General features: G+C 73.8%; 18 protein-coding genes. 6 read left to right on the forward strand and 12 right to left on the reverse strand.

The window, feature by feature from the left end; all coding sequences use genetic code 11:
• Positions 1 to 49: 49 nt before the first annotated feature.
• The gene (locus tag AC6H2I_RS05215) at positions 50 to 2,677 is read right to left on the reverse strand and encodes a TIGR02302 family protein (protein ID WP_497499521.1); all 2,628 of its coding nucleotides are present in this window, start codon (positions 2,675 to 2,677) and stop codon (positions 50 to 52) included.
• Positions 2,678 to 2,961: 284 nt separating this feature from the next.
• Between AC6H2I_RS05215 and folP the strand changes: the two genes are divergently transcribed.
• Entirely contained in the window at positions 2,962 to 4,080 is a 1,119-nt protein-coding gene (gene folP, locus AC6H2I_RS05220) for a dihydropteroate synthase (protein ID WP_497499522.1), read from the forward strand.
• Between the two features lie 39 nt (positions 4,081 to 4,119).
• On the opposite strand, the gene AC6H2I_RS05225 is transcribed toward folP, so the two are convergent.
• Positions 4,120 to 4,617 (reverse strand): GNAT family N-acetyltransferase, encoded by a 498-nt coding sequence (locus tag AC6H2I_RS05225; RefSeq protein ID WP_497499523.1) that lies wholly within the window; start codon positions 4,615 to 4,617, stop codon positions 4,120 to 4,122.
• A 172-nt stretch (positions 4,618 to 4,789) separates the two neighbouring features.
• Here AC6H2I_RS05225 and glmM point away from each other — a divergent pair, with 172 nt between their 5' ends.
• Both glmM and thiD read left to right on the forward strand, forming a co-directional pair.
• Entirely contained in the window at positions 4,790 to 6,160 is a 1,371-nt protein-coding gene (gene glmM / locus AC6H2I_RS05230) for a phosphoglucosamine mutase (protein WP_497499524.1), read from the forward strand.
• Positions 6,161 to 6,179: 19 nt separating this feature from the next.
• Positions 6,180 to 6,980 carry a bifunctional hydroxymethylpyrimidine kinase/phosphomethylpyrimidine kinase gene (thiD, locus tag AC6H2I_RS05235; protein WP_497499525.1) on the forward strand — a complete coding sequence of 267 codons (801 nt, stop codon included), beginning with the start codon at positions 6,180 to 6,182 and terminating at the stop codon, positions 6,978 to 6,980.
• A gap of 24 nt (positions 6,981 to 7,004) precedes the next feature.
• On the opposite strand, the gene AC6H2I_RS05240 is transcribed toward thiD, so the two are convergent.
• The 5 genes from AC6H2I_RS05240 to phaR all read right to left on the reverse strand — a co-directional run bounded on the left by AC6H2I_RS05240 (position 7,005) and on the right by phaR (position 11,719).
• Positions 7,005 to 8,450 carry a S41 family peptidase gene (locus AC6H2I_RS05240; RefSeq protein ID WP_497499526.1) on the reverse strand — a complete coding sequence of 482 codons (1,446 nt, stop codon included), beginning with the start codon at positions 8,448 to 8,450 and terminating at the stop codon, positions 7,005 to 7,007.
• Between the two features lie 251 nt (positions 8,451 to 8,701).
• Complete coding sequence (locus tag AC6H2I_RS05245) at positions 8,702 to 8,926, reverse strand: HypC/HybG/HupF family hydrogenase formation chaperone (RefSeq protein WP_497499527.1); 225 nt, start codon at positions 8,924 to 8,926, stop codon at positions 8,702 to 8,704.
• A 26-nt stretch (positions 8,927 to 8,952) separates the two neighbouring features.
• Positions 8,953 to 10,155: a nickel-dependent hydrogenase large subunit gene (locus AC6H2I_RS05250; RefSeq protein ID WP_497499528.1), complete on the reverse strand. Its 1,203-nt coding sequence runs from the start codon at positions 10,153 to 10,155 to the stop codon at positions 8,953 to 8,955.
• A complete protein-coding gene (gene hybE / locus AC6H2I_RS05255) occupies positions 10,152 to 10,832 on the reverse strand; it encodes a [NiFe]-hydrogenase assembly chaperone HybE (protein WP_497499529.1) in 681 nt (226 codons plus the stop codon). The genes AC6H2I_RS05250 and hybE overlap by 4 nt, the downstream gene beginning before the upstream one ends.
• Before the next feature lie 269 nt (positions 10,833 to 11,101).
• The gene (phaR, locus tag AC6H2I_RS05260; RefSeq protein WP_497499530.1) at positions 11,102 to 11,719 is read right to left on the reverse strand and encodes a polyhydroxyalkanoate synthesis repressor PhaR; all 618 of its coding nucleotides are present in this window, start codon (positions 11,717 to 11,719) and stop codon (positions 11,102 to 11,104) included.
• Between the two features lie 529 nt (positions 11,720 to 12,248).
• On the opposite strand from phaR, the gene AC6H2I_RS05265 reads away from it, so the two are divergent.
• The 3 genes from AC6H2I_RS05265 to phbB all read left to right on the forward strand — a co-directional run bounded on the left by AC6H2I_RS05265 (position 12,249) and on the right by phbB (position 15,559).
• Positions 12,249 to 13,463: an alpha/beta fold hydrolase gene (locus AC6H2I_RS05265; protein ID WP_497499531.1), complete on the forward strand. Its 1,215-nt coding sequence runs from the start codon at positions 12,249 to 12,251 to the stop codon at positions 13,461 to 13,463.
• Positions 13,464 to 13,571: 108 nt separating this feature from the next.
• The gene (locus AC6H2I_RS05270) at positions 13,572 to 14,747 is read left to right on the forward strand and encodes an acetyl-CoA C-acetyltransferase (RefSeq protein WP_497499532.1); all 1,176 of its coding nucleotides are present in this window, start codon (positions 13,572 to 13,574) and stop codon (positions 14,745 to 14,747) included.
• 89 nt (positions 14,748 to 14,836) lie between these two features.
• The gene (gene phbB / locus AC6H2I_RS05275; protein ID WP_497499533.1) at positions 14,837 to 15,559 is read left to right on the forward strand and encodes an acetoacetyl-CoA reductase; all 723 of its coding nucleotides are present in this window, start codon (positions 14,837 to 14,839) and stop codon (positions 15,557 to 15,559) included.
• Between the two features lie 62 nt (positions 15,560 to 15,621).
• Here the strand turns inward: phbB and AC6H2I_RS05280 are convergent, their stop codons facing one another.
• The 5 genes from AC6H2I_RS05280 to AC6H2I_RS05300 form a co-directional block, all read right to left on the reverse strand.
• Positions 15,622 to 16,155: a MaoC family dehydratase gene (locus AC6H2I_RS05280; protein ID WP_497499534.1), complete on the reverse strand. Its 534-nt coding sequence runs from the start codon at positions 16,153 to 16,155 to the stop codon at positions 15,622 to 15,624.
• Positions 16,148 to 17,362, reverse strand: coding sequence for a CaiB/BaiF CoA transferase family protein (locus AC6H2I_RS05285; RefSeq protein ID WP_497499535.1), 1,215 nt, complete (start codon positions 17,360 to 17,362; stop codon positions 16,148 to 16,150). Before AC6H2I_RS05285 ends, AC6H2I_RS05280 begins: the two co-directional genes overlap by 8 nt.
• Entirely contained in the window at positions 17,359 to 18,249 is an 891-nt protein-coding gene (locus tag AC6H2I_RS05290; RefSeq protein ID WP_497499536.1) for an HpcH/HpaI aldolase/citrate lyase family protein, read from the reverse strand. The genes AC6H2I_RS05285 and AC6H2I_RS05290 overlap by 4 nt, the downstream gene beginning before the upstream one ends.
• On the reverse strand, positions 18,239 to 18,709 hold the full coding sequence (locus AC6H2I_RS05295) for a MaoC family dehydratase (RefSeq protein ID WP_497499537.1): 471 nt from the start codon (positions 18,707 to 18,709) through the stop codon (positions 18,239 to 18,241). Before AC6H2I_RS05295 ends, AC6H2I_RS05290 begins: the two co-directional genes overlap by 11 nt.
• An 83-nt stretch (positions 18,710 to 18,792) precedes the next feature.
• Positions 18,793 to 19,839 (reverse strand): TRAP transporter substrate-binding protein, encoded by a 1,047-nt coding sequence (locus tag AC6H2I_RS05300; protein ID WP_497499538.1) that lies wholly within the window; start codon positions 19,837 to 19,839, stop codon positions 18,793 to 18,795.
• Positions 19,840 to 19,865: the final 26 nt, after the last annotated feature.

Below are 19,865 nucleotides of genomic sequence, written 5' to 3' on the forward strand. Positions count from 1 at the left end.
CCCGCGGGTCAGAGCGCCGGGCCGGAGCGACGGGCCGGACGGTCCGCCGTCAGAACTGCCGCAGCAGCCGGTCGATGTAATCGCGCTCGGTCTGCGGGCGGTCGTACTCGCCGGCGCGGCGGCGCAACTCGTCGAGGATCTCGCGGGCGCGCTGCAGGTCGGCCTCGGCTGGCACCTTGACGTCGCCGCTGTCGACCTGGCCGAACGGCGAGGGGTTGCGGTTGAGCGGGTCGCGGCCGCGGCCGGGCTGGCTGCCGGGCGGCTGGCCCGGCGGGCCCATCATCATGCCGGGGCCGGCCATCTGCTGCATCATCTGCTCGGCCATGCCCTGCATGCCCTGCTGCAGCTCCTGCATCGCCTGCGCCTGGTTGGGCACCGCCGCACCCGGGGCGCCCTGCTCCAGCGCCTCGCCGGCGCCGCGCATCGCCCGCTCGGCCCGTCCGAAGGGCTGCGGGATCTCGCCCATCTGCTCCCCCATCTGGCGCATCAGCTCGCCGAGCTGGCGGCGCAGCGCCTCCTGCTGCTCGGCCTGCTGCTGCGTCAACGGGCTGGCCGAGGGCGATTGGCCGCGGCCGCGCGGGCTGCGGGATCCCGGCTGGGGCAGGCCGCTCTCGTCGTTCATCTGCTCCTGGGCGCGCTGGAATGTCTGATCCATCAGCTCCTGCTGGCGCTGCATCAGCTCCTGCAGGCCGCGCAGCGTCTCCATGGCCTGGTTCTGCTGGTTCTGCTGCGCCTGGGCCATCATCCCGGCGCGCATGTTCTCCATCATCTGCTGAAGCTGGGACAGCATCTGGCGGGCGGCGTCGCGCGCCCCCGCCTCGGCCATTTCGCGCATCCGGTCCATCATCTCCTGGAGGTCGGATTGGTTCAGCATGTTCTGGGCCAGCTCGGGCGGGACCATCGGCACCTGCTCGCCACGCTCCAGCGCCTGGCGCAGGTTCTCCGCCATCGCCTCCATGAAGCGGTCGAGCGCCTGCTGCAGCTCGTCCATGAGCTGGCGCAGCTCCTCGTCGGAGGCGTTGCGATCCAGCGCCTCGGCCAGCCGGCGTTCGGCGTCGCGCAGGTCGCGCTCGGCCAGGGAGAGGCCGCCGTCCTCGATGCGCAGGGCGGTCTCCCACATCAGCCCCTGGACCGCCGGCACCGCCCCCGCGTCCTCGTCGAGGATGAGGCGGGCGGCGGCGCTGCGCATCGCCAGGAAGGCGACGATGTCGTTGTGGTACTGCCCCGGCAGCGCCGACAGCGCGGCCAGCCCTTCGGCGACCGGCCGACGCTCCCCCGGCGCGAGGGTGAGGCGTTTGCGCAGGTCGACGATGGCGCGGGCCACGGGATGGTTGAACACCCGCTCCGGCAGGATCATCGGGAACTCTTCGCTGCTGCCGCTCTGGCCGGCGCCGTCGGTCGCGGTGAGGCGCACCGTCACCGGCAGTCCGGCCCAGGGATGCGCGGTGAGGTCGTGGAATCCGGCCTGGCGCGCCTCCTTCGGGTTCACCCCGGGCAACGACAGCGGCAGCTCCAGCGGGTCGCCGGACAGCGCCTCGGGAAGATCCTCGGCGGCCAGCCGCACCGTCCCGGTGGCGGCGGCGAGGCCGTGGTCGTCCTGGGCGACGTACTCCACGCGCAGGGCGCCGCGGTCGGTCTGGGCCGGCGGCGCGACGAAGGCGATGGTCGGAGGCTGGTCCGGCACCACGGTGATCGGCCAGGAGCCGAGACTGGTGCCGTCCTGGCTGACCGCGATGCGGTCGCCCGCGGTCACCGGCGCCTGCACCTGGAAGCTGTCGGCGTCCACCGTCTCGAACGCCACGGCGGTGTCGCCGATCGCCAGCGTCGGCGCCTCGCCGCCCCCGGTGACCCGGCCCAGGGCCAGGCTGCCCGCCGGGACGACGACCGGGCCGCCGGTCCCCGGCGCGGTGCCGCCGGCCGCCGTCGCGCCCGCTCCCGCCGCCGCGTCGCCGGCCTTGAGGAAGACGGGGGGCAGCCCGGTGTACTCGGGCGGCGTGATCCACAGGTCGAGGGCCACCGGCCGGACCGCGGCGCCGGCATCGAACCGCGGGCTGAACGCGGCGGCCAGCCGGGGGCGCCAGTCGGTGCCGGCGCCGGCGACCGCCACGACCAGCAGCAGGCCGACCGCCATGCGCAGCGCCAGCGGGTCGCGGGCGGCGAGGTTGGGATGGGGCAGGGCGACCCGCAGGCGGCTGGCACCCCGGCGCATGCGCTCCTGGTGCAGCCGCCACAGCGCCAGCGCCGTGGCGTCGCCGCCCACGGGGGTGTCGCGCAGGGCGCTGAGCGGGCGGTGGGCGAGGCCGCTGTCCCGCTCCAGCCGGCGGCGGGCCGCGGCGCGGTCGGGCAGGGCGACGCGGCGCAGGCCGCGGTACAGGCTTGCCGGCACGGCGACCGCGACGGCGGCCAGCACCGCCGTGTGCAGCCACGCCGGCAGAAGCGGCAGCACGTTGGCCAGGGCCAGCGCCAGGAAGGCGCCGGCCAGGGCGACCGGCACCCACAGCGCCGGCCACAGGCGCTCCCAGGTCAGCGACGCCCGCGCCTGCCACAGACGCCAGACCGGCTCGCCGTCCCGCCGCGTCCTCTCCGCCGGCCCGGCCGGGGCGGCGGCCGGGTCGGTGGATGCCCCGCCGCGCCGCGGCGACGGCGCGCCCGGGCGCGCCCGCGTCGTGTCCTGCATGCCGCCCTCCGTTCCCGTGGCCGCGGGCCGGCGATCCGCGGTGCCGACCGATGGGAGTTGGTGATGGGGTTTGATATAGGGCGTGCCGCCACCGTTTCCGACGCCCCCCGCGCCCGTCGCCACCGAACCATGGGGCGATGACCAAAATATGGCGGCCGCGCGATGGCCGGACGGCACCGCGGGGGCCCCCCGGCCGGCCGGCCGCCATGGCCGGGGGCGGCGATCCGCGCTATCGTTGGTCCCTCGACCCGTTCGCCGCAACCTGTTCGCCGGAGACCAGCCCGATGCCCGCGCCGCTTCCCCTGTCCGCCTTCTGCCCCTGGATCGCGCGGGCGCCGCGGCCGCGGCTCTACCTGCGCCCGGTGGGGCTGCTGCCGGCCGGGCTGGCGGTCGAGGCCCCGGCGCTGCCGCTGGCCGGCGGCCGTTTCGCCTTCGCCATGGTCGAGGTCATCGCCCGGACCGAGGGGCGGATCGACCGGGCGGTGGCGCCGCTCTCCGACGTCATGGCCTGGGCGAAGGCGCGCGGTGCGGCGGTGGTCGACGCCGTGGACCGCCGGCTGGCGGCGCTGACCCGCCCGCGCCCGCCGTTCGCCGGGGTGCCGCTGACCGGCCCGTCGATCATGGGCATCGTCAACGTGACCCCCGACAGCTTCTCCGACGGCGGCGACTTCCTCGACCCGGCCCGGGCGCTGGCGCACGGCCAGGCGCTGCTCGACGCCGGGGCCGACATCCTCGACGTGGGCGGCGAGTCCACCCGGCCCGGCGCCGCGCCGGTGGCGCCGGAGGAGGAGGAGGCGCGGGTGCTGCCGGTGATCCGTCACTTCGCCGCGGCCGGCGCGGTGGTGTCGGTCGACACCCGCCACGCCCGGGTGATGGCGGCGGCGCTGGCGGCGGGGGCGGCCATCGTCAACGACGTCAGCGGTCTGGCCGGCGATCCCGGCAGCCCGGCGGTGGTGGCGGGGGCCGGCGCGCCGGTCGTGCTGATGCACATGCAGGGCGACCCCACCACCATGCAGGCGAACCCGACCTATGAGGACGCGGCGCTCGACGTGTTCGATTGGCTGGAGGGCCGGGTGGAGGCCTGCGTCGCCGCCGGGGTGCCGCTGGACCGCATCGTCGTCGACCCCGGCATCGGTTTCGGCAAGACGGTGGAGCACAACATGCACGTCCTGCGGCACACGGCGCTCTACCACGGGCTCGGCTGCGGGGTGCTGATCGGGGTGTCGCGCAAGGGCTTCATCGCCGGCCTGTCGCGCGGCGAGCCGGCCAGGGAGCGCGCGCCGGGCTCCCTGGCCATCGGCCTCGACGCCTGGAGCCAGGGCGCCCAGATGCTGCGCGTCCACGACGTCGCCGAGACCTTCCAGGCCCGCGCCCTGTGGAACATCCTGCACCCCGCCGGCTGACCGCGGGCCGTGCTCCGTCCGCCGTGGGCCGCCCGGGCGTCACAGGATGAGCTGCAGGAACACGAGATCCAGCCAGCGCCCGAACTTGCGGCCGACCTCGGGCATGCGGGCGACCTCGACGAAGCCCTGGGCGGCGTGGAGGCGCAGGCTGGCGGCGTTGTCGGCGTCGATGCCGGCGACCATGGCGTGCAGCGCGCCGTCGGCCCGGGCGCGCTGCACCAGCGCGGCCAGGAGGAGGCGGCCGACGCCCTGGCCGCGGCTGTCGGGGGCGACGTAGAGGGAGGTCTCCACGGTGTGGCGGAAGCCGGGGAAGGGGCGGAACGGGCCGTAGCTGGCGAAACCGCGCACCCTGCCGGCGCCGTCGGCGGCGACCAGCACCGGCAGGCCCTGCGCGCCCTTGGCGGCGAACCAGCCGGCCTGCGCCGCCGCGTCGCGCGGCGTCTCGTCGTAGACCGCGGTCGTGGTGAGGACGGCGTCGTTGTAGATGGCCAGCAGGGCCGCGAGGTCGTCCGCCGTGGCGTCGCGAAGGTCGATCATGGAAAGCCGTCCGTTCGGTGGAGGCGGGGCCTTCGGGGCGCCCCGCTGGAGGCTGTGTAACACTTCGGCACGGTCGCGGAAGGGTGCTTGACCGGGGAGCGGGCTTGCGGCGAAGAAGGCTTTGCCGCACGTGGATTTGCGGTAAAATGACGGTCCAGCGCGGGAGCATTTCATGACCAGACACCTCTTCGGCACCGACGGGATCCGCGGCACCGCGAACACCGAGCCGATGACGGCGGAAACGGCCCTGCGGGTCGCCATGGCGACGGCGCTCCAGTTCCGCCGCGGCGACCACCGGCACAAGGTGGTGATCGGCAAGGACACGCGGCTGTCGGGCTACCTGCTGGAGCCGGCGCTGACCGCCGGGTTCATCTCGATGGGCATGGACGTGGTGCTGGTCGGGCCGCTGCCCACCCCGGCGGTGGCCATGCTGACCCGCTCGCTGCGCGCCGACATGGGGGTGATGGTCTCGGCCTCCCACAACCCGTATCAGGACAACGGCATCAAGCTGTTCGGCCCGGACGGCTACAAGCTGTCGGACGAGGTGGAAGCGGCCATCGAGGCGCGCATGGAGCTGCCGTTCGCCCCCGACCTCGCCGGGTCGGCGGCGCTCGGCCGTGCCAGCCGCATGGAGGACGCGCCGGGCCGCTACATCGAGTACGTCAAGAACACCTTTCCCCGCGGCCTGCGCCTCGACGGGCTGAAGATCGTCGTCGACTGCGCCCATGGCGCGGCCTACCGGGTGGCCCCCAACGTGCTGTACGAACTGGGCGCGGAGGTGGTGCCGGTCGGCGTCAAGCCGGACGGCCTGAACATCAACAAGGGCTGCGGTGCCACCGCCACCACACTGCTGCAGGAGACGGTGGCGGCCGAGGGCGCCGATCTGGGCATCGCGCTGGACGGCGACGCCGACCGCCTGATCATGGTGGACGAGCATGGCCGGGCCATCGACGGCGACCAGCTGATGGCGCTGGTCGCCACCTCCTGGGCCAAGGCGGACACGCTGAAGGGCGGCGGCCTGGTCGCCACGGTGATGTCGAACCTGGGGCTGGAACGCCACCTCCAGGGGCTCGGCCTGACCCTGGCGCGCACCCCGGTCGGCGACCGCTACGTGGTCGAGCACATGCGCGAGAAGGGCTACAACGTCGGCGGCGAGCAGTCCGGGCACATCGTGCTGTCCGACTACTCCACCACCGGCGACGGGCTGATCGCGGCGCTGCAGGTGCTGGCGGTGATCCAGACCGTGGGCCGGCCGGCCAGCGAGGTCTGCCGCCTGTTCGCCCCGGTGCCGCAGAAGCTGACCAACGTCCGTTTCGCCGCGGGGTCGCAGCCGCTCGAGCACGCCCTGGTCAAGGAGGCCATCCGCGACGGCGAGGGCCGCCTCGACGGATGCGGCCGCATCCTGATCCGCAAGTCGGGCACCGAGCCGGTGATCCGCGTCATGGCCGAGGGCGATGACGAGGCGCTGGTGGACCGCATCGTCGCCGACATCGCCGGGGCGATCCAGACGGCATCGCAGCCGGCCGTCGCGGCGGCCGAGTGAGAACGAAGGGCAGGGGAGCATGAAAGGACGGGTGCTGATCGTCGCGGGCTCGGATTCCGGCGGGGGGGCCGGCATCCAGGCGGACATCAAGGCGGTCAGCGCGTTGGGCGCCTACGCCGCCACGGCGATCACCGCGCTGACGGCCCAGAACACGCTGGGGGTCCACGGGGTCTATCCCGTGGACCCCGCGTTCGTGGCGCAGCAGATGCACGTGGTGCTGGAGGACATCGGCGCCGACGCCGTGAAGATCGGCATGCTGGCCACCGTCGAGGTCATCGAGGCGGTGGCGAACGAGTACGAGGCGCGCGCCGTCAACGTGCCGCTGGTGGTCGACCCGGTGATGGTGGCCAAGGGCGGCCACCCCCTGCTGGCCGAGGCCGCGGTGCTGACCCTGCGCCGGCGCCTGCTGCCCCTGGCCGACATCGTCACCCCCAACGTGCCGGAGGCGGAGGCGCTGACCGACGTCGTCATCCGCGATCTCGACGACATGCGGCGGGCGGCGGCGCTGATCCGCAGCTTCGGTCCCACCGCGGTGCTGCTGAAGGGCGGCCACATGGAGGGTGACACCGTGCAGGACCTCCTGCTCTCCGACGACGGTGAGGAGGTCTTCGAGTCCGAGCGGTTCCACACCCCGCACACCCACGGCACGGGCTGCACGCTGGCCTCCGCCATCGCCGCCGGCGTCGCCCAGGGGCTGGGCGTGCGCGACGCCGTGGCGCGCGCCCGGGCCTACGTGCACACCGCGATCCTGACCGCGCCCGGCCTGGGCCACGGCCACGGGCCGCTCAACCACCTTCACACGGTGGTGCCGTTCCCCTGATGCGACGGGCCCCTTCGGGGGCCGTCACTTCCGGCCGATCAGGGTCCCCATCAGCCGCGTGCGGATGGCGGCCACCGCGCATTCCATCGGGCGGTCGCCCTCCGGGTTGATGGGCATCAGCGCCACGTCCGGGCACAGCTCCTCCATGGCCCAGGCGCGCTGGGCCGGGGGAGGCGGGGCGTTGGGGTCGCAGGCCGCGGGGTCGGCGTGGATCTCCTCCGGCGGCGGGGTGCCGGCCGGCACCGGCATGGCCGGGCGGACCTCCAGGTTGGGATTGATGCCGAAGCAGTCCACCAGCGCCCCGGAGGGGCGGAAGTAACGGGCCGTCGTCAGGCGGATGCCGACGTCGCCCGACAGCGACGAGATGGTCTGCACCGATCCCTTGCCATAGGTGCGCACGCCGAACAGCAGCGCGCGGCTGTGATCCTGCAGGGCGCCGGCGACGATCTCCGACGCCGAGGCGGAGCCGCTGTTGACCAGCACGACGATGGGCAGGCCGGCCATCAGGTCGCCGGGGGTCCCGGTGTAGTGGCGGTTCTCGGCCGGGTCGCGGCCGCGCACGGCGACGATGTCCACCGCCTCCAGGAAGCGGTCGGCGACGCTGACCGCCTGGTCGAGCAGGCCGCCGGGGTTGTTGCGCAGGTCGATCACGGCGCCGGCCAGCCGGCCGTTGGCCTGGCGGCGCATGTCCTCCACCGCCTCGTCCAGGCTGTGGGTCGTCTGCTGGTTGAAGGCGGCGATGCGGATGTAGGCGACGTCGCCCTCCAGCCGGTAGCGCACGGGCTGGATCTTCACCACGGCCCGCGTCAGCGACACCCGCACCGGCAGCTCGGTGCTGGGCCGCCGCAGCGTGAGGTCGACCGAGGTGCCGACCGGGCCGCGCATCCGGGCGACCGCGTCGCGCAGGTTCAGGCCCTTGACCGGCGCGTCGTCGATGCCGGCGATCAGGTCGCCGGCGCGCAGCCCGGCCCGCGCCGCGGGCGAGCCGTCGATGGGGGACACCACGCGCACCAGGCCGCTGTCGTCGTCCATGGTGACCTCGATGCCGAGGCCGCCGAACTCGCCCTGGGTCTGCTCGCGCATGTAGCGGAAGTGCTCGGCGTCGAGGAAGCTGGAATAGGGGTCCAGCGAGGTCAGCATGCTGTCCAGCGCCGCCTCGGTCAGGCGCCGGTCGTCGGCGGTCGGCTCCTCGGCGCGGGTCTTGGCGAGGCCGACCACGGCCTTGGCCACCAGGATCTGCGGCTCCGACGGCTTCACGTGTTCGGCCAGGACGCGCCGCAGCACGTCGGCGAACAGCTGATAGTTGCGGTCGGCGACGGACAGCGGCGCGCTGTTGGTCCGGACCTTCGCAAACTCCTGGCGGAAATGCTCCAGCGGTTCCGTAACGTCGCCGCGGGCGGACGGCACGAGCGCGCAGGCCGGCCCCATCGCCACCATCAGCAGCAACAGCGCCCCGACCAGTTTCGCCATCCTGAGCCCCTCTCGACTGTCCGGCCGTGCCGGCGTGCTCCAAGACATCGATGCCACTACACCAACATTTCACCGGGTGGCGGACGCCGCGTCCCGACACCGACACTCGCACGCGTGCAAGTTACCACGGGGGAGCATCGATCTCAATTTTTGGCGCGGCGACGGCGGCCACCGCCTGATGTGGGTACTCCCGGGCTCGGCAGCAAACGCGCGATGCGCGGCGGGCGCCGGGTGTTGCGCCGTCGCCATGGTCACCGCGCGATCACTCCGGCCTCGGCCAGCAGCGCCAGCGTCCGCGCCGCCTCCTCGGCATCGAGGCGGCCGACCGCATAGCCGCCCTGGACCAGCACATGGTCGCCGACGGCCACGCCGTCCACCAGGGCCAGCGACACGGCGGCGGGGCCGCCGGCCAGCGCGACCTCGGCGCGGCCTCCCTCCAGGAGCGCGATGACGCGGGCGGGCACGGCCAGGCACATCGGTCTTCTCCCCGTGGAGCGGCGCGTCACGGGCCGCCGTCGACGGCGATGTCGGCGGCGACGCAGGGGTCGAGCGCGGCGACCAGCAGCCCGGCGCGGGCGCGCAGGCCGTCGTCGACGGCGGCGCCGACGAGGCCGCGGGCCAGGGCGCCGTCGGCGGCGAAGGTCCATTCGGTGGGCGCCACGGTACGGTACTCGGCGATGCGCCGCCCGTCCAGGCGCACCCAGTGGGCGAGCCGCCCCCGCGCCGTCTCCACCACCCCGGCGCCGCTCCCGGGAGCCGCGCCGGCGCGGTCGCCGTCGGCCCCCGCCGGGCCGGCGGCGACCGGGTCCGCCGGGCCGGCGGCGCAGAGGTCCGCGGCCCGGGCGCGCAGCCGGCCGGGCAGGGCGGCGAGTTCGCACAGCCGCGCCGCGAAGTGCGCAGCCAGGCCGGCGCCGTGGCGGGCCGCCAGGGCGGCCACGGCCGGGTGGTCGGCCATGCGCGGCAGGGGCCCGGTGAGGGCCGGTCCGCCGTCGAGGCGTGGGCGGGCGGAGAAGCCGGAGTCCGTGGCCAGGCGCTGGGCGAACCAGTCGGCCGGCAGCGGCGGCAGGGGGCGCACCGCGCTGGCGCCGAAGCCGGCGAGACCGGGGGACAGCGCACGGGTCAGCAGGCGCGCCGCCGGCGTCGTTCGCCCCGCCGCCCAGGTGGCCAGCGCCGCGGCGTCGGGCGGCTCATGGTCGATCACCGCGGCGGCCACGGCGGCGGCGATGGCGTCGATGGCGGCGCCCAGCGCCGCGGCGTCGGGTCGCAGCTCGCCGCCGCCCGGGCGCAGGGCGTCGCCGGCGGGATGCAGCGCCGCCCCCAGGGCCGCCGCCGCCGCCCGCAGCGGGACGAGTTCGGCGGGCCGGGCCGCCTCGCCCATCAGCCGCGGCCATTCCATCAGCGTCTGCCAGGCATGGCTGGCCGCGGTCTCCGCCAGCACCAGCAGCTCGCGGGCGGCGGTGTGCGCCGGCGCCGGGGCGAGGCCGAGCGCCGATTCGACGGCGGTCACCGCCGCCACGCCCTGCGCCGTGCCGCACACGCTGTAGAGCAGGGGGACGAGGCGCAACGCCTCCTCCACGCTCCGCCCGGCCAGGGCGCGGGCGACGGCGGTGGGGCGGCGCACCGTGACCCGGGCCTCGGCCACGACCCCGGCGGCCGCGACGAGGCGCACGGCGACCACCCCCTCGAGCCCCGCCGGCCCGGTCATGACCGGCCGCGGCGGAAGAGGGCGCGCCGGGAGAGCGCCGGCGTTGCGTCGCCGGTGGCCGCGGCCGCGTCCCCCGCGGCCAGGTGCCGCACCGGCGGTGGCGCCAGCAGTGTTTCCAGCGCGGCGCGGGCGGCCCGGCGGGCGGCGTCCTGGCCGGGCAGGGTCCGCGGGTCGGCGACCGCCGGGAGACCGGCGACACCGCCCAGCGCGCCCATGGTGGCGACGGTGAAGCGGCACGATCCCGACGGCAGGGCGACCGTCACCACGGCACCGTCCGCCAGCGCCGCGAGGTGGTCGGGGGCGTCGGGGAGCAGAGTCACCACCACCGCGCCGGGCGTGATCAGCGCCCCGAGAAGCCCGGGGCCCCACGGCCGGAAGTCCACCGCCTCGACCGACAGGCGCGGGTTGGCCGGCGGCGTGTCCGCGGCGGCGGCGATCTGCCGGTGGGCCTCGACCAGCGCCACCAGCCGTTCGCGCGCGGGATCGGCGCTGACGGCCGCGCCGGCGAACCGAAGCCGCGGCGCGCCGCAGCCGGGGCAGCGCCACGTGGCGGGAAGGCGGCCCAGGAGGGTCCCCGGCGCGACGCCGCGGGCGGGGTCGCCGGCCGCGGCATCGTACACGTGGCCACAGTCGCCGCAGGCCAGGGCGCGGCCCGCCTCGAAACCGGCGGTGATCACGCCACGCCCGTCATGGGGGCGCGGCCTGGGTTGTCCCGGAGGGGGCCGCCCGGCAGCGGGGGGTCGGAAGCGGGGCCTGGACGACAGGGATCATTGGCAGGACCATCCCGCGGCGGAGCGGCGGGCTGCGTCGACCGGCCCGGGCCGGGGCGCATCGGTCCGCGTCGCGCATGGGCGCCGCGGCCACCCGCCGGGACGCGGAGCGTGCGGCACGCCCCGCGGTGCACGGCCGATCACCTGGCCGGCGGCGTCGCCGGCGTGCTGGCCGATCACTTGGCCGGCGGCTTCGCCGGCTTGTTGATGGTGGACAGTTGCTTCTGCAGGTCGTCGATGCGCTTCTGCATCTCCTCCAGGGACTGCTCACCCTCGCTCTTCGGCGCCGGGCCGCGCGGCGCCCCGGGAGCGGCATCGCCCTCCTCCTGGGCGCCGAACGGCGTGAACATGCGCATGGCACGCTCGAACATCGCCAGGTTCTGCTTGCCGACCTCCTCCAGCCGCCCGAACGGGAACATGCCGCCCAGCGTGTTCTGGAAGTAGTCGCGCATCTGCTCCTGGTTCCGGGCGAACGATTGCATGCTGTATTCGAGGTACCGGGGCACCATCCACTGCATGTTGTCGCCGTAGAAGCCGATGAGCTGGCGAAGGAAGCTGATCGGCAGCAGGTTCTGCCCCTTGCTCTCCTCCTCGACGATGATCTGGGTCAGCACGGAGCGGGTGATGTCCTCTCCGGTCTTGGCATCGTACACGACGAAGTCCAGGCCATCCTTCACCATCTGGCACAGGTGATCCAGCGTCACGTAACTGCTGGTCGCCGTGTTGTAGAGGCGACGGTTGGCGTACTTCTTGATCGTGATCGGAGCGGACTTCTGATCTTCCTTGTCGGCCATCGCGGGTCTTTCGATACGGAGCGTCCGGCGGCAATCGCGCATTGTGTAGACCTACGCTATGTCAGCGGGACTGGCAAGCTTTTGACAAGGATCCGGTGATCGAAGCGGCGTTTGGCGCGGCCGGGTCGCCGGCACGCTGGCACTGGCCAAGGGGGAGGCGCGCCGCCTATACTGACGGACATGGCCGACCCCACCGACTCCGACCCTCCGTCCCTCGAGGCTCTGGCGCGCCGCTACCTCGACCTGTGGCAGGAGCAGTGGGCCGCGGTGGCCGCGGACCCGGCGGCGGCGGAGACGCTGGCCCGGCTGTTCCAGGCGATGGGCCAGACCGCGGCGTCGCTCGCCCCCTTCGCCTTCGGAACCGCGGGCACCGGCTGGGACCCACGCCCGGCCGCCGCCCCGGCGTCCCCCGACCCGGCAGCCTCCAACCCTGAAGCGTCGCAGCCATGGCCGCACACCGACACCGCGCCGCCGCCGTCCGGCTCCCGTGGCCCCCGCCCAGCCCCCGCCGGGCCGGCCGGGGGCGGCCATGACGGCGCCGCGCCTGCGCCAGGGGCCACGCCCCCTGGGCCTTCATCTGGCGACGGTGACGGCGATGCTGCTGGGCTCGCCGGCCGGGTTGCGGCCCTCGAGGGCCGGCTCGCTGCCCTGGAAACCGCATCTGCAGGAGAGGGCGGCGGCGCTGCAGCCGCTCCTCGCCGGGGCCGATCCCGACGCCCTCCACCAGGCGCTTGACCGCGAGCTGCGGCGGCGTCTCGACCGGGTGTTGACCGGGCTGGAGCGCTACCGCCACCATCCCTACCGGCGTGCGCTGGCCGATCCGCCGGTGGCGTGGCGCGAGGGCGGCAGCCGGCTGCTGGACTTCGGCCCGTCCGGCGGCGTGCCCGTGCTGGTCGTGCCGTCGCTGGTCAACCGCGCCTACGTGCTCGACCTGTCGGAAGACCGCAGCCTGATGCGCTGGCTGGCGGCGCGGGGGGTGCGGCCGCTGCTGCTGGACTGGGGCACGGTGGGGGCGGTGGAGCGCCGCTTCACGCTCACCGACTACATTGCCGGGCGCCTGGACCGGGCGCTCGACGCGGCGCTGGCGCGCTGCGGCGGACCGGTCGCCGTCGCCGGATACTGCATGGGCGGGCTGCTGGCCACCGCGCTGGCGGTGCGCCGACCCCGCGACATTTCGTCGCTGCTGCTGCTGGCGACGCCCTGGGACTTCCACGCCGAGGACGCGGCGCTGGCGCGCCGCGCCGCCGCGGCCTTCCAACCCTTCGGGCCGCTGGTCGACGGCTGGGGGGAACTGCCGGTTGACGCCATACAGGCGCTGTTCGCGCAGCTCGACCCGCTGCTGGCGCTGAAGAAATTCAGCCAGTTCGCCCGCATGGACCCGGACAGCCCCGCGGCCCGCGCCTTCGTGGCCCTGGAGGACTGGCTCAACGACGGCGTTCCGCTGGCCGCGGCGGTGGCCCGCGACACCCTGGCCGGCTGGTACGGGCGCAACGACACGGCCCGCGGCGCCTGGATCGTCGGCGGACTGCCGGTGGATCCGGCCGCCGTGTCGATGCCCACCCTGGCCCTGGTGCCGGAACGCGACCGCATCGTTCCGCCAGCGTCGGCCAAGGCCTTGGCGCGTACCATACCGGGCGCGCAAATGATGGTGCCGCCGTTGGGCCATATTGGCATGGTCGTGAGCGCCGGAGCGGAGTCCGCGGTGTGGCGGCCTATTGCCGAATGGCTTATGACGACGGCATAGGCGCAAGGCCTCGCCCGTCTTGCGTCACCGCAGTCTTGCAACTAAGGTGGGCACCAACGGTCTTCATTCGACAAGCATAATAAATCTGCCAACCCCGAGGAGCGCAACATGACCGAGGTCGTTATCGCCGGCGCCGCCCGAACCCCCGTGGGCTCGTTCAACGGCACCCTGAGTTCCGTGCCCGCGCACACCCTTGGCGAGGTCGCCATCCGCGAGGCGCTGACCCGTGCCAAGGTGGAGGCCGGCGAGGTCAACGAAGTCATCTTGGGCCAGATCCTGACCGCCGGCCAGGGCCAGAACCCGGCCCGCCAGGCGGCGATCAACGCCGGCATTCCCGCCTCGGCGACCGCCTTCGGCATCAACCAGCTCTGCGGCTCGGGCCTGCGCGCGGTGGCGCTCGGCCATCAGGCGATCCGCGAGGGTGACGCCGACGTGATGGTGGTCGGCGGCCAGGAGAGTATGAGCATGGCGCCCCACGTCATGCACCTGCGCAACGGCGTCAAGATGGGCGGCGCCGAAATGCTGGACACCATGCTGAAGGACGGCCTGTGGGACGCGTTCCACGGCTACCACATGGGCACCACCGCGGAGAACGTCGCCCAGAAATGGCAGCTCACCCGCGACGAGCAGGACGAGTTCGCCGTGGCGTCGCAGCAGAAGGCCGAGGCGGCCCAGAAGGGCGGCCGCTTCGCCGACGAGATCGTTCCGGTGACCATCAAGGGCCGCAAGGGCGACGTGGTGGTCGACGCCGACGAGTATCCCAAGCACGGCACCACCCGGGAGACGCTGGGGCGGCTGCGTCCGGCCTTCTCCAAGGAGGGGACGGTGACCGCCGGCAACGCGTCGGGCATCAACGACGGCGCCGCCGCCCTGGTGCTGATGTCGGCCGACAACGCGGCGCGGCGCGGCGTCGCCCCGCTGGCCCGCATCGTTGCCTGGGCCACCGCCGGTGTCGACCCCGCGGTGATGGGCACCGGCCCGATCCCGGCCACCCGCAAGGCGCTGGAGAAGGCCGGCTGGTCCATCGACGAGCTCGACCTGATCGAGGCCAACGAGGCGTTCGCGGCCCAGGCCCTTGCGGTCAACAAGGATCTCGGCTGGGACCCGGCGAAGGTGAACGTCAACGGCGGCGCCATCGCGCTCGGCCATCCGGTCGGCGCGTCGGGGGCCCGCGTCCTGGTGACCCTGCTGCACGAGATGCAGAAGCGCGACGCCAAGAAGGGGCTGGCGACCCTGTGCATCGGCGGCGGCATGGGCATCGCCCTCTGCGTCGCGCGCGACTGACGGCCGGCCGTCGGGCCGTCCCGGCGACGGGACGGCCCCGAGGGCCCAATCAACTCAATCAAAGACCACATCTCTAGGGGGAGAAGCCCATGGCACGAGTTGCAGTAGTCACCGGAGGCACGCGCGGCATCGGCGAGGCGGTCTGCGTGGCCTTGAAGGACGCGGGGTATGCGGTCGCCGCGACCTACGCCGGCAACGACGAGGCGGCGAAGGAGTTCTCGGCGCGCACCGGCATTCCCGTCTACAAGTTCGACGTCGCCAGCTTCGACGCCTGCAAGGACGGCTGCGCGCGGATCGCCGCCGACCTCGGGCCGATCGAGGTGCTCGTCAACAACGCCGGCATCACCCGAGACGGGGTGATGCACCGCATGAGCTACCCGCAGTGGGAGGCGGTGATCCACACCAACCTGTCGTCCTGCTTCAACATGTGCCGCAACGTCATCGACGGCATGCGCGAGCGCGGCTTCGGGCGGATCGTCAACATCGGCTCGGTGAACGGCCAGGCCGGCCAGTACGGCCAGGTCAACTACGCCGCCGCCAAGTCCGGCATCCACGGCTTCACCAAGGCGCTGGCCCAGGAGAGCGCGGCCAAGGGCATCACGGTCAACGCCATCGCGCCGGGCTACATCGACACCGACATGGTGCGCGCGGTCCCGGCCAACGTCCTGGAGAAGATCGTCGCCCGCATCCCCGTCGGCCGCCTCGGCAAGGCCTCGGAGATCGCCAAGGCGGTGCTCTACCTCGTCGACGACGACAACGGCTTCATGACCGGGTCGACCCTGTCGGTCAACGGCGGCCAGCACATGTACTGACCCGCCGGCCGGCGCCGCCCCGCCCCGTCCGGTCCTGCCGGCGGGGCGGGGCGGGGCGGTTCTCACGGGGCGCGCGCCTTGATCATGCGCAGGGGGGTGTAGGACAGCACCTCCAGCCCGTCGTGGCGGCGCACGCTGTTGAGCGTGCGGACCAGGCCGCGATCCCCCGCCGACGTCCGCCGGGCCTCGGTGACCTGGCAGTAGACGGTGATCGTGTCGCCCACCACGGTGGGCGCCTTGACCGCCAGATCGGCGTGCAGGAACGCCAGGCCGGTGTCCTGCATCATGGGCAGCAGCAGCCCCTCGGCGAAGGCGTAGACCAGGGCGCCGGGCACCACCTGCGCCGGCAGCGCCGCGCCCTCGCGCGCGGCCCTGTTGGTGAACAGCTCCTCGGTCAGCCAGGTCAGATTGCAGAAGGCGGACAGGTCCGCCTCGGTGATGGTGCGCCCGGCGGTGCGGAAGCGCTGTCCGGGCGTCAGATCCTCGAAATGGAAGCCGGTGCCGATCTTCACGTAGTCGGCGTCGGCGGCGGCGGTGGTGCCGGCGGCGGCATGGCCGGCCGGGGGGGCGGTCGGGGGGGTGGTCGGCTCAGGCATGGGGCTCTCCGGTCGGGCTGCGGACGACGCCGGCCGCCTCGAGCCCGCCGATCTCGGCGTCGGACAGCCCGAGGGAGGCGAGAATGGTCCGGGTATCGGCGCCGACGTCGGGGGCACCGCGGTCCGGCTCGACGGGGGCGCCGCGGAAGACCACGGGCTGGCGCAGGGCCCGGTGCGCGCCGGCATCCGCCTGCCCACCGGCGGCGAAGAAGCCGACATCGGCGAGGTGCGGGTCGTTCAGCAGATCGTTCAGGTCGTTCACCTTGGAATAGGGGATGTCCAGCCGCGCGAAGGTCTCCAGCCACTCCGCCGTGCCGCGCCCCGCCACCCCCTCGGCCAGGGCGGCGTAGAGCTGGTCGATGCGGCGGCTGCGCTCGCCGGCGTCGGCGAACCAGGCGGCGGTGACGAGGTCGTCGCGGCCGATCTCCACCAGGATGCGGCGCCATTGCTCGCCGGTGTAGGGCAGGGCGGCGACCCAGCCGTCCCGCGTGCGGTACGGCCGGCGGTTGCGCGAGAACAGGCGGTGATAGCCGGCGCCCTCCGCCTCAGGCGTGAAGGTGGCGGCGGCGAGATGCTCGTTCAGCAGGAAGCCGACCAGCGCCTCGAACATCGGCACCTCGACCTCCACCGCCTCGACCAGGCCGCGCGCCTGGGCGGCGACCGCCGCCAGCACGCCATAGGCGGCGTAGAGGGCGGCCACCTTGTCGGCCACGACGCTCGGGACATAGGCCGGGTCCTGCCCGACATGGGCCGGCAGCATGGCGAGGCCGGAGGCGGCCTGGATCACGTCGTCGAAGGCGGGACGGTCGCGGTAGCGGCCGTCCTGGCCGAAGCCGATGGCGGAGCAGTAGATGATGCGCGGGTTGATCGCCTTGGCCTGGGCGAAGCCGAACCCGAGGCGGGTGATGGCGTCGACCCGCATGTTGTGCAGCAGCACGCCGGAGCGGGCGACGAGGCGGCGCAGCACGTCCTTGCCGGCCTCGGTCTTGAGGTCGACGGCGAGGCTGCGCTTGTTGCGGTTGTTGTTGAGGTACATGGCGCTGCGCCCGCCGCCCGCGGTGGGATGGACGGTCCGCGCGAGGTCGCCGTCGAGGGGCTCCACCTTGATCACCTCGGCGCCGAGGTCGGCCAGGATCTGCCCGGCGAACGGGCCGAGAATGATGGAGGTGACGTCGACGACCCGTATGCCGGTGAGAAGGGGGATCATGGGGCCTGCAGTCGGTGAAGGATGGCGCGCGCGGTCGCGATGTGGGGGCGGTCGACCATGCGCCCGTCGAGCTGGAACGCCGAGACGTCGGGCTGGTCCGCCGCCAGGGCGACGACACGGCGTGCCCAGTCGATGGTGGCGGCGTCGGCGGCCAGGCCGTCGTGGATCGGCGCGATCTGTGCCGGATGGATGGCGAGACGGGCACGGAAGCCGAGGTCGGCGGCCCGCCGCGTCGCGGCCGTCAGGGCCCCCGGGTTGCGGAAATCGGGGTCGGCGGCGTCGATGGGGGTGACGCCGGCGGCGGTGGCGGCCAGCAGGCAGAACATCTGGGCGTGGGCGGCCAGCGTCGCGGTCGTGTCGTGCCCCCCCGGCAGGGGAGCCCGGCCGAGCGCGGCCGACAGGTCCTCCACGCCCCAGGTGTAGCCGCGCAGCCGGGGATGGCCGCGGCCGAGGTCGGCGCCGGCCAGCAGCGACGCCGGCGTTTCCGTGACGATGCCGATCACCCCGATGCGCCCCGGCGCGATGCCGTCGCGGGCCTCCAGGGCGTCGAGCGCGTGGGCGACGGGGTCGAGCTGGCGCACCGACTCCAGCTTGGGCCAGAGCACCCCGGCCAGCCGGGCCAGGGGCAAGGCGGCCAGCTCGCGCACGGCGCGGGCGGGATCGGTGCCGTTCAGCCGCACGTACAGCGCCGGCCCGCCGCCCGAGGCGGCGGCGAGGGCGTCGCGCACCAGCGCCAGCGCCTCGTCCTTGCGCCCGGGGGCCACCGCGTCCTCCAGGTCCAGGATCACCGCGTCGGCCGCGCCGGCGATCGCCTTGGCGATCTTCGCCGGCGCGTCGCCGGGGACGAACAGGAAGGAGCGGGGCGTGGCCGCGGGGTCACGCGGCATGGGACGCCTCCGCGGGCCGCCGGCGCATGAAGGCCTGGCGGCGGCACACGGCAACCTCGGCGCCGTCCTGGTTGAAGGCGCGGTGCTCGAACTCGACGATGCCGGCATCCGGGCGGGATCGGCTGTCGCGGGTTGCGACGACGGTGGTCTCCACGCGCAGGGAATCCCCCTGGAACACCGGCTTGGGGAAGCGCACGTCGGTCATGCCGAGATTGGCGATGGTGGTGCCCAGCGTGGTGTCGGCCACCGAGATGCCGATCATCAGGCCGAGGGTGAAAAGGCTGTTCACCAGGGGCTGCCCGAACTCGGTCGTCGCGGCGAAGTGCCGGTCGATGTGCAGCGGCTGCGGGTTCATGGTCAGGCAGCTGAACATCATGTTGTCCGCCTCGGTCACCGTGCGGGTGATGGCGTGGGCAATGGTCCGCCCGGGCGTGAACTCTTCGAAATACAGGCCGGCCATGGGTCCGCTCCTGGGGACGGGATGGGGACGGGCGTGTGGCCGGCGCGGCGGTGAGGCCGCGCCGGCGGGGGTGGTCGGCCGCCTCAGCGCTGGGCGGCGATGGCGGCGCGGAACGCCGCGAGCACCTTCTCGGCCGGCTTGCCGCGGGATTCCAGGCCCTTGGCCCAGTCGGCGGAGACCGTGGTGAAGTTGTCCTTCAGCTTCTGCTCCTCCTCCGGGGTGAAGGTGATCAGGGTGGTGCCGCCGGCCCGGAGCTTGTCGGCCAGCGCGCTCTCCTCGGAATCGAACAGGGCGCAGGCGTGGGACACGGTCTCCTCGCCGGCCTTGGACAGCTGGTCCTGGACGTCCTTGGGCAGGCCGTTCCAGGTGTTGAGGTTGATGGAATAGGTGATGCCGACGGTGCCGAAGTTCTGGCCGATGGTCGCCGACTTCACGACGGAGTCGATGCCGTAGGAGACGGTGGAGGTGTAGGGGAGCAGGGCGCCGTCGATGGTGCCCTTGGACATGGAATCGAAGATCTCGGGCGGCGTCATGCGGATGGGCACGGCGCCGAGGTTGCGCAGGTTCAGCTCCATGGGCCCGGGGTTGGAGCGGACCTTGCGGCCCTTGAAGTCCTCGAAGCCCTTGAAGTCGGCCTTGGCCGAGAACACCGCCTGGTAGGGCGACAGGGCGACGACGTAGAGGACGCGGACGCCGTTGGGCTTGAACTCCAGCTCGTCCAGCAGCCCGCCGGGCTTGGCCAGGCTCCAGAACGCGGCCGCCCCCTCGCACGAGGAGGTGAAGCCGCCCGGCAGCTCCGCCACCGCGCCCAGCGGCATCTTTTCGGAGACGTAGCTCGGCACGATGTAGCCGATGTCGACGAGGCCGGTCTGGGTGACCGTCAGCAGGTCCTTGGCCTTGCCCAGCTGCTCCGCCGGATAGTGCTGGAAGGCGACCTTGCCGCCGCTCAGCTCCTTCACCCGGTCGAAGAAATGCAGCGTCGCGTTCTTGGTGATGGTGTGCCCCGCCGGCAGGGAATCGGCCAGCTTCAGCGTGATGTCGGCGGCCATGGCGGGTGCGGTCGCGACCACCGCGGCGGCGGCAGCGGCGGCGGCGGCGGCGAGCGGGAGGCGCGGGAAACGGACGGTCATCGGGAATCTCCTCCTGGGTGTCGTTG

Source organism: Azospirillum sp. NS33 (assembly GCF_059703765.1).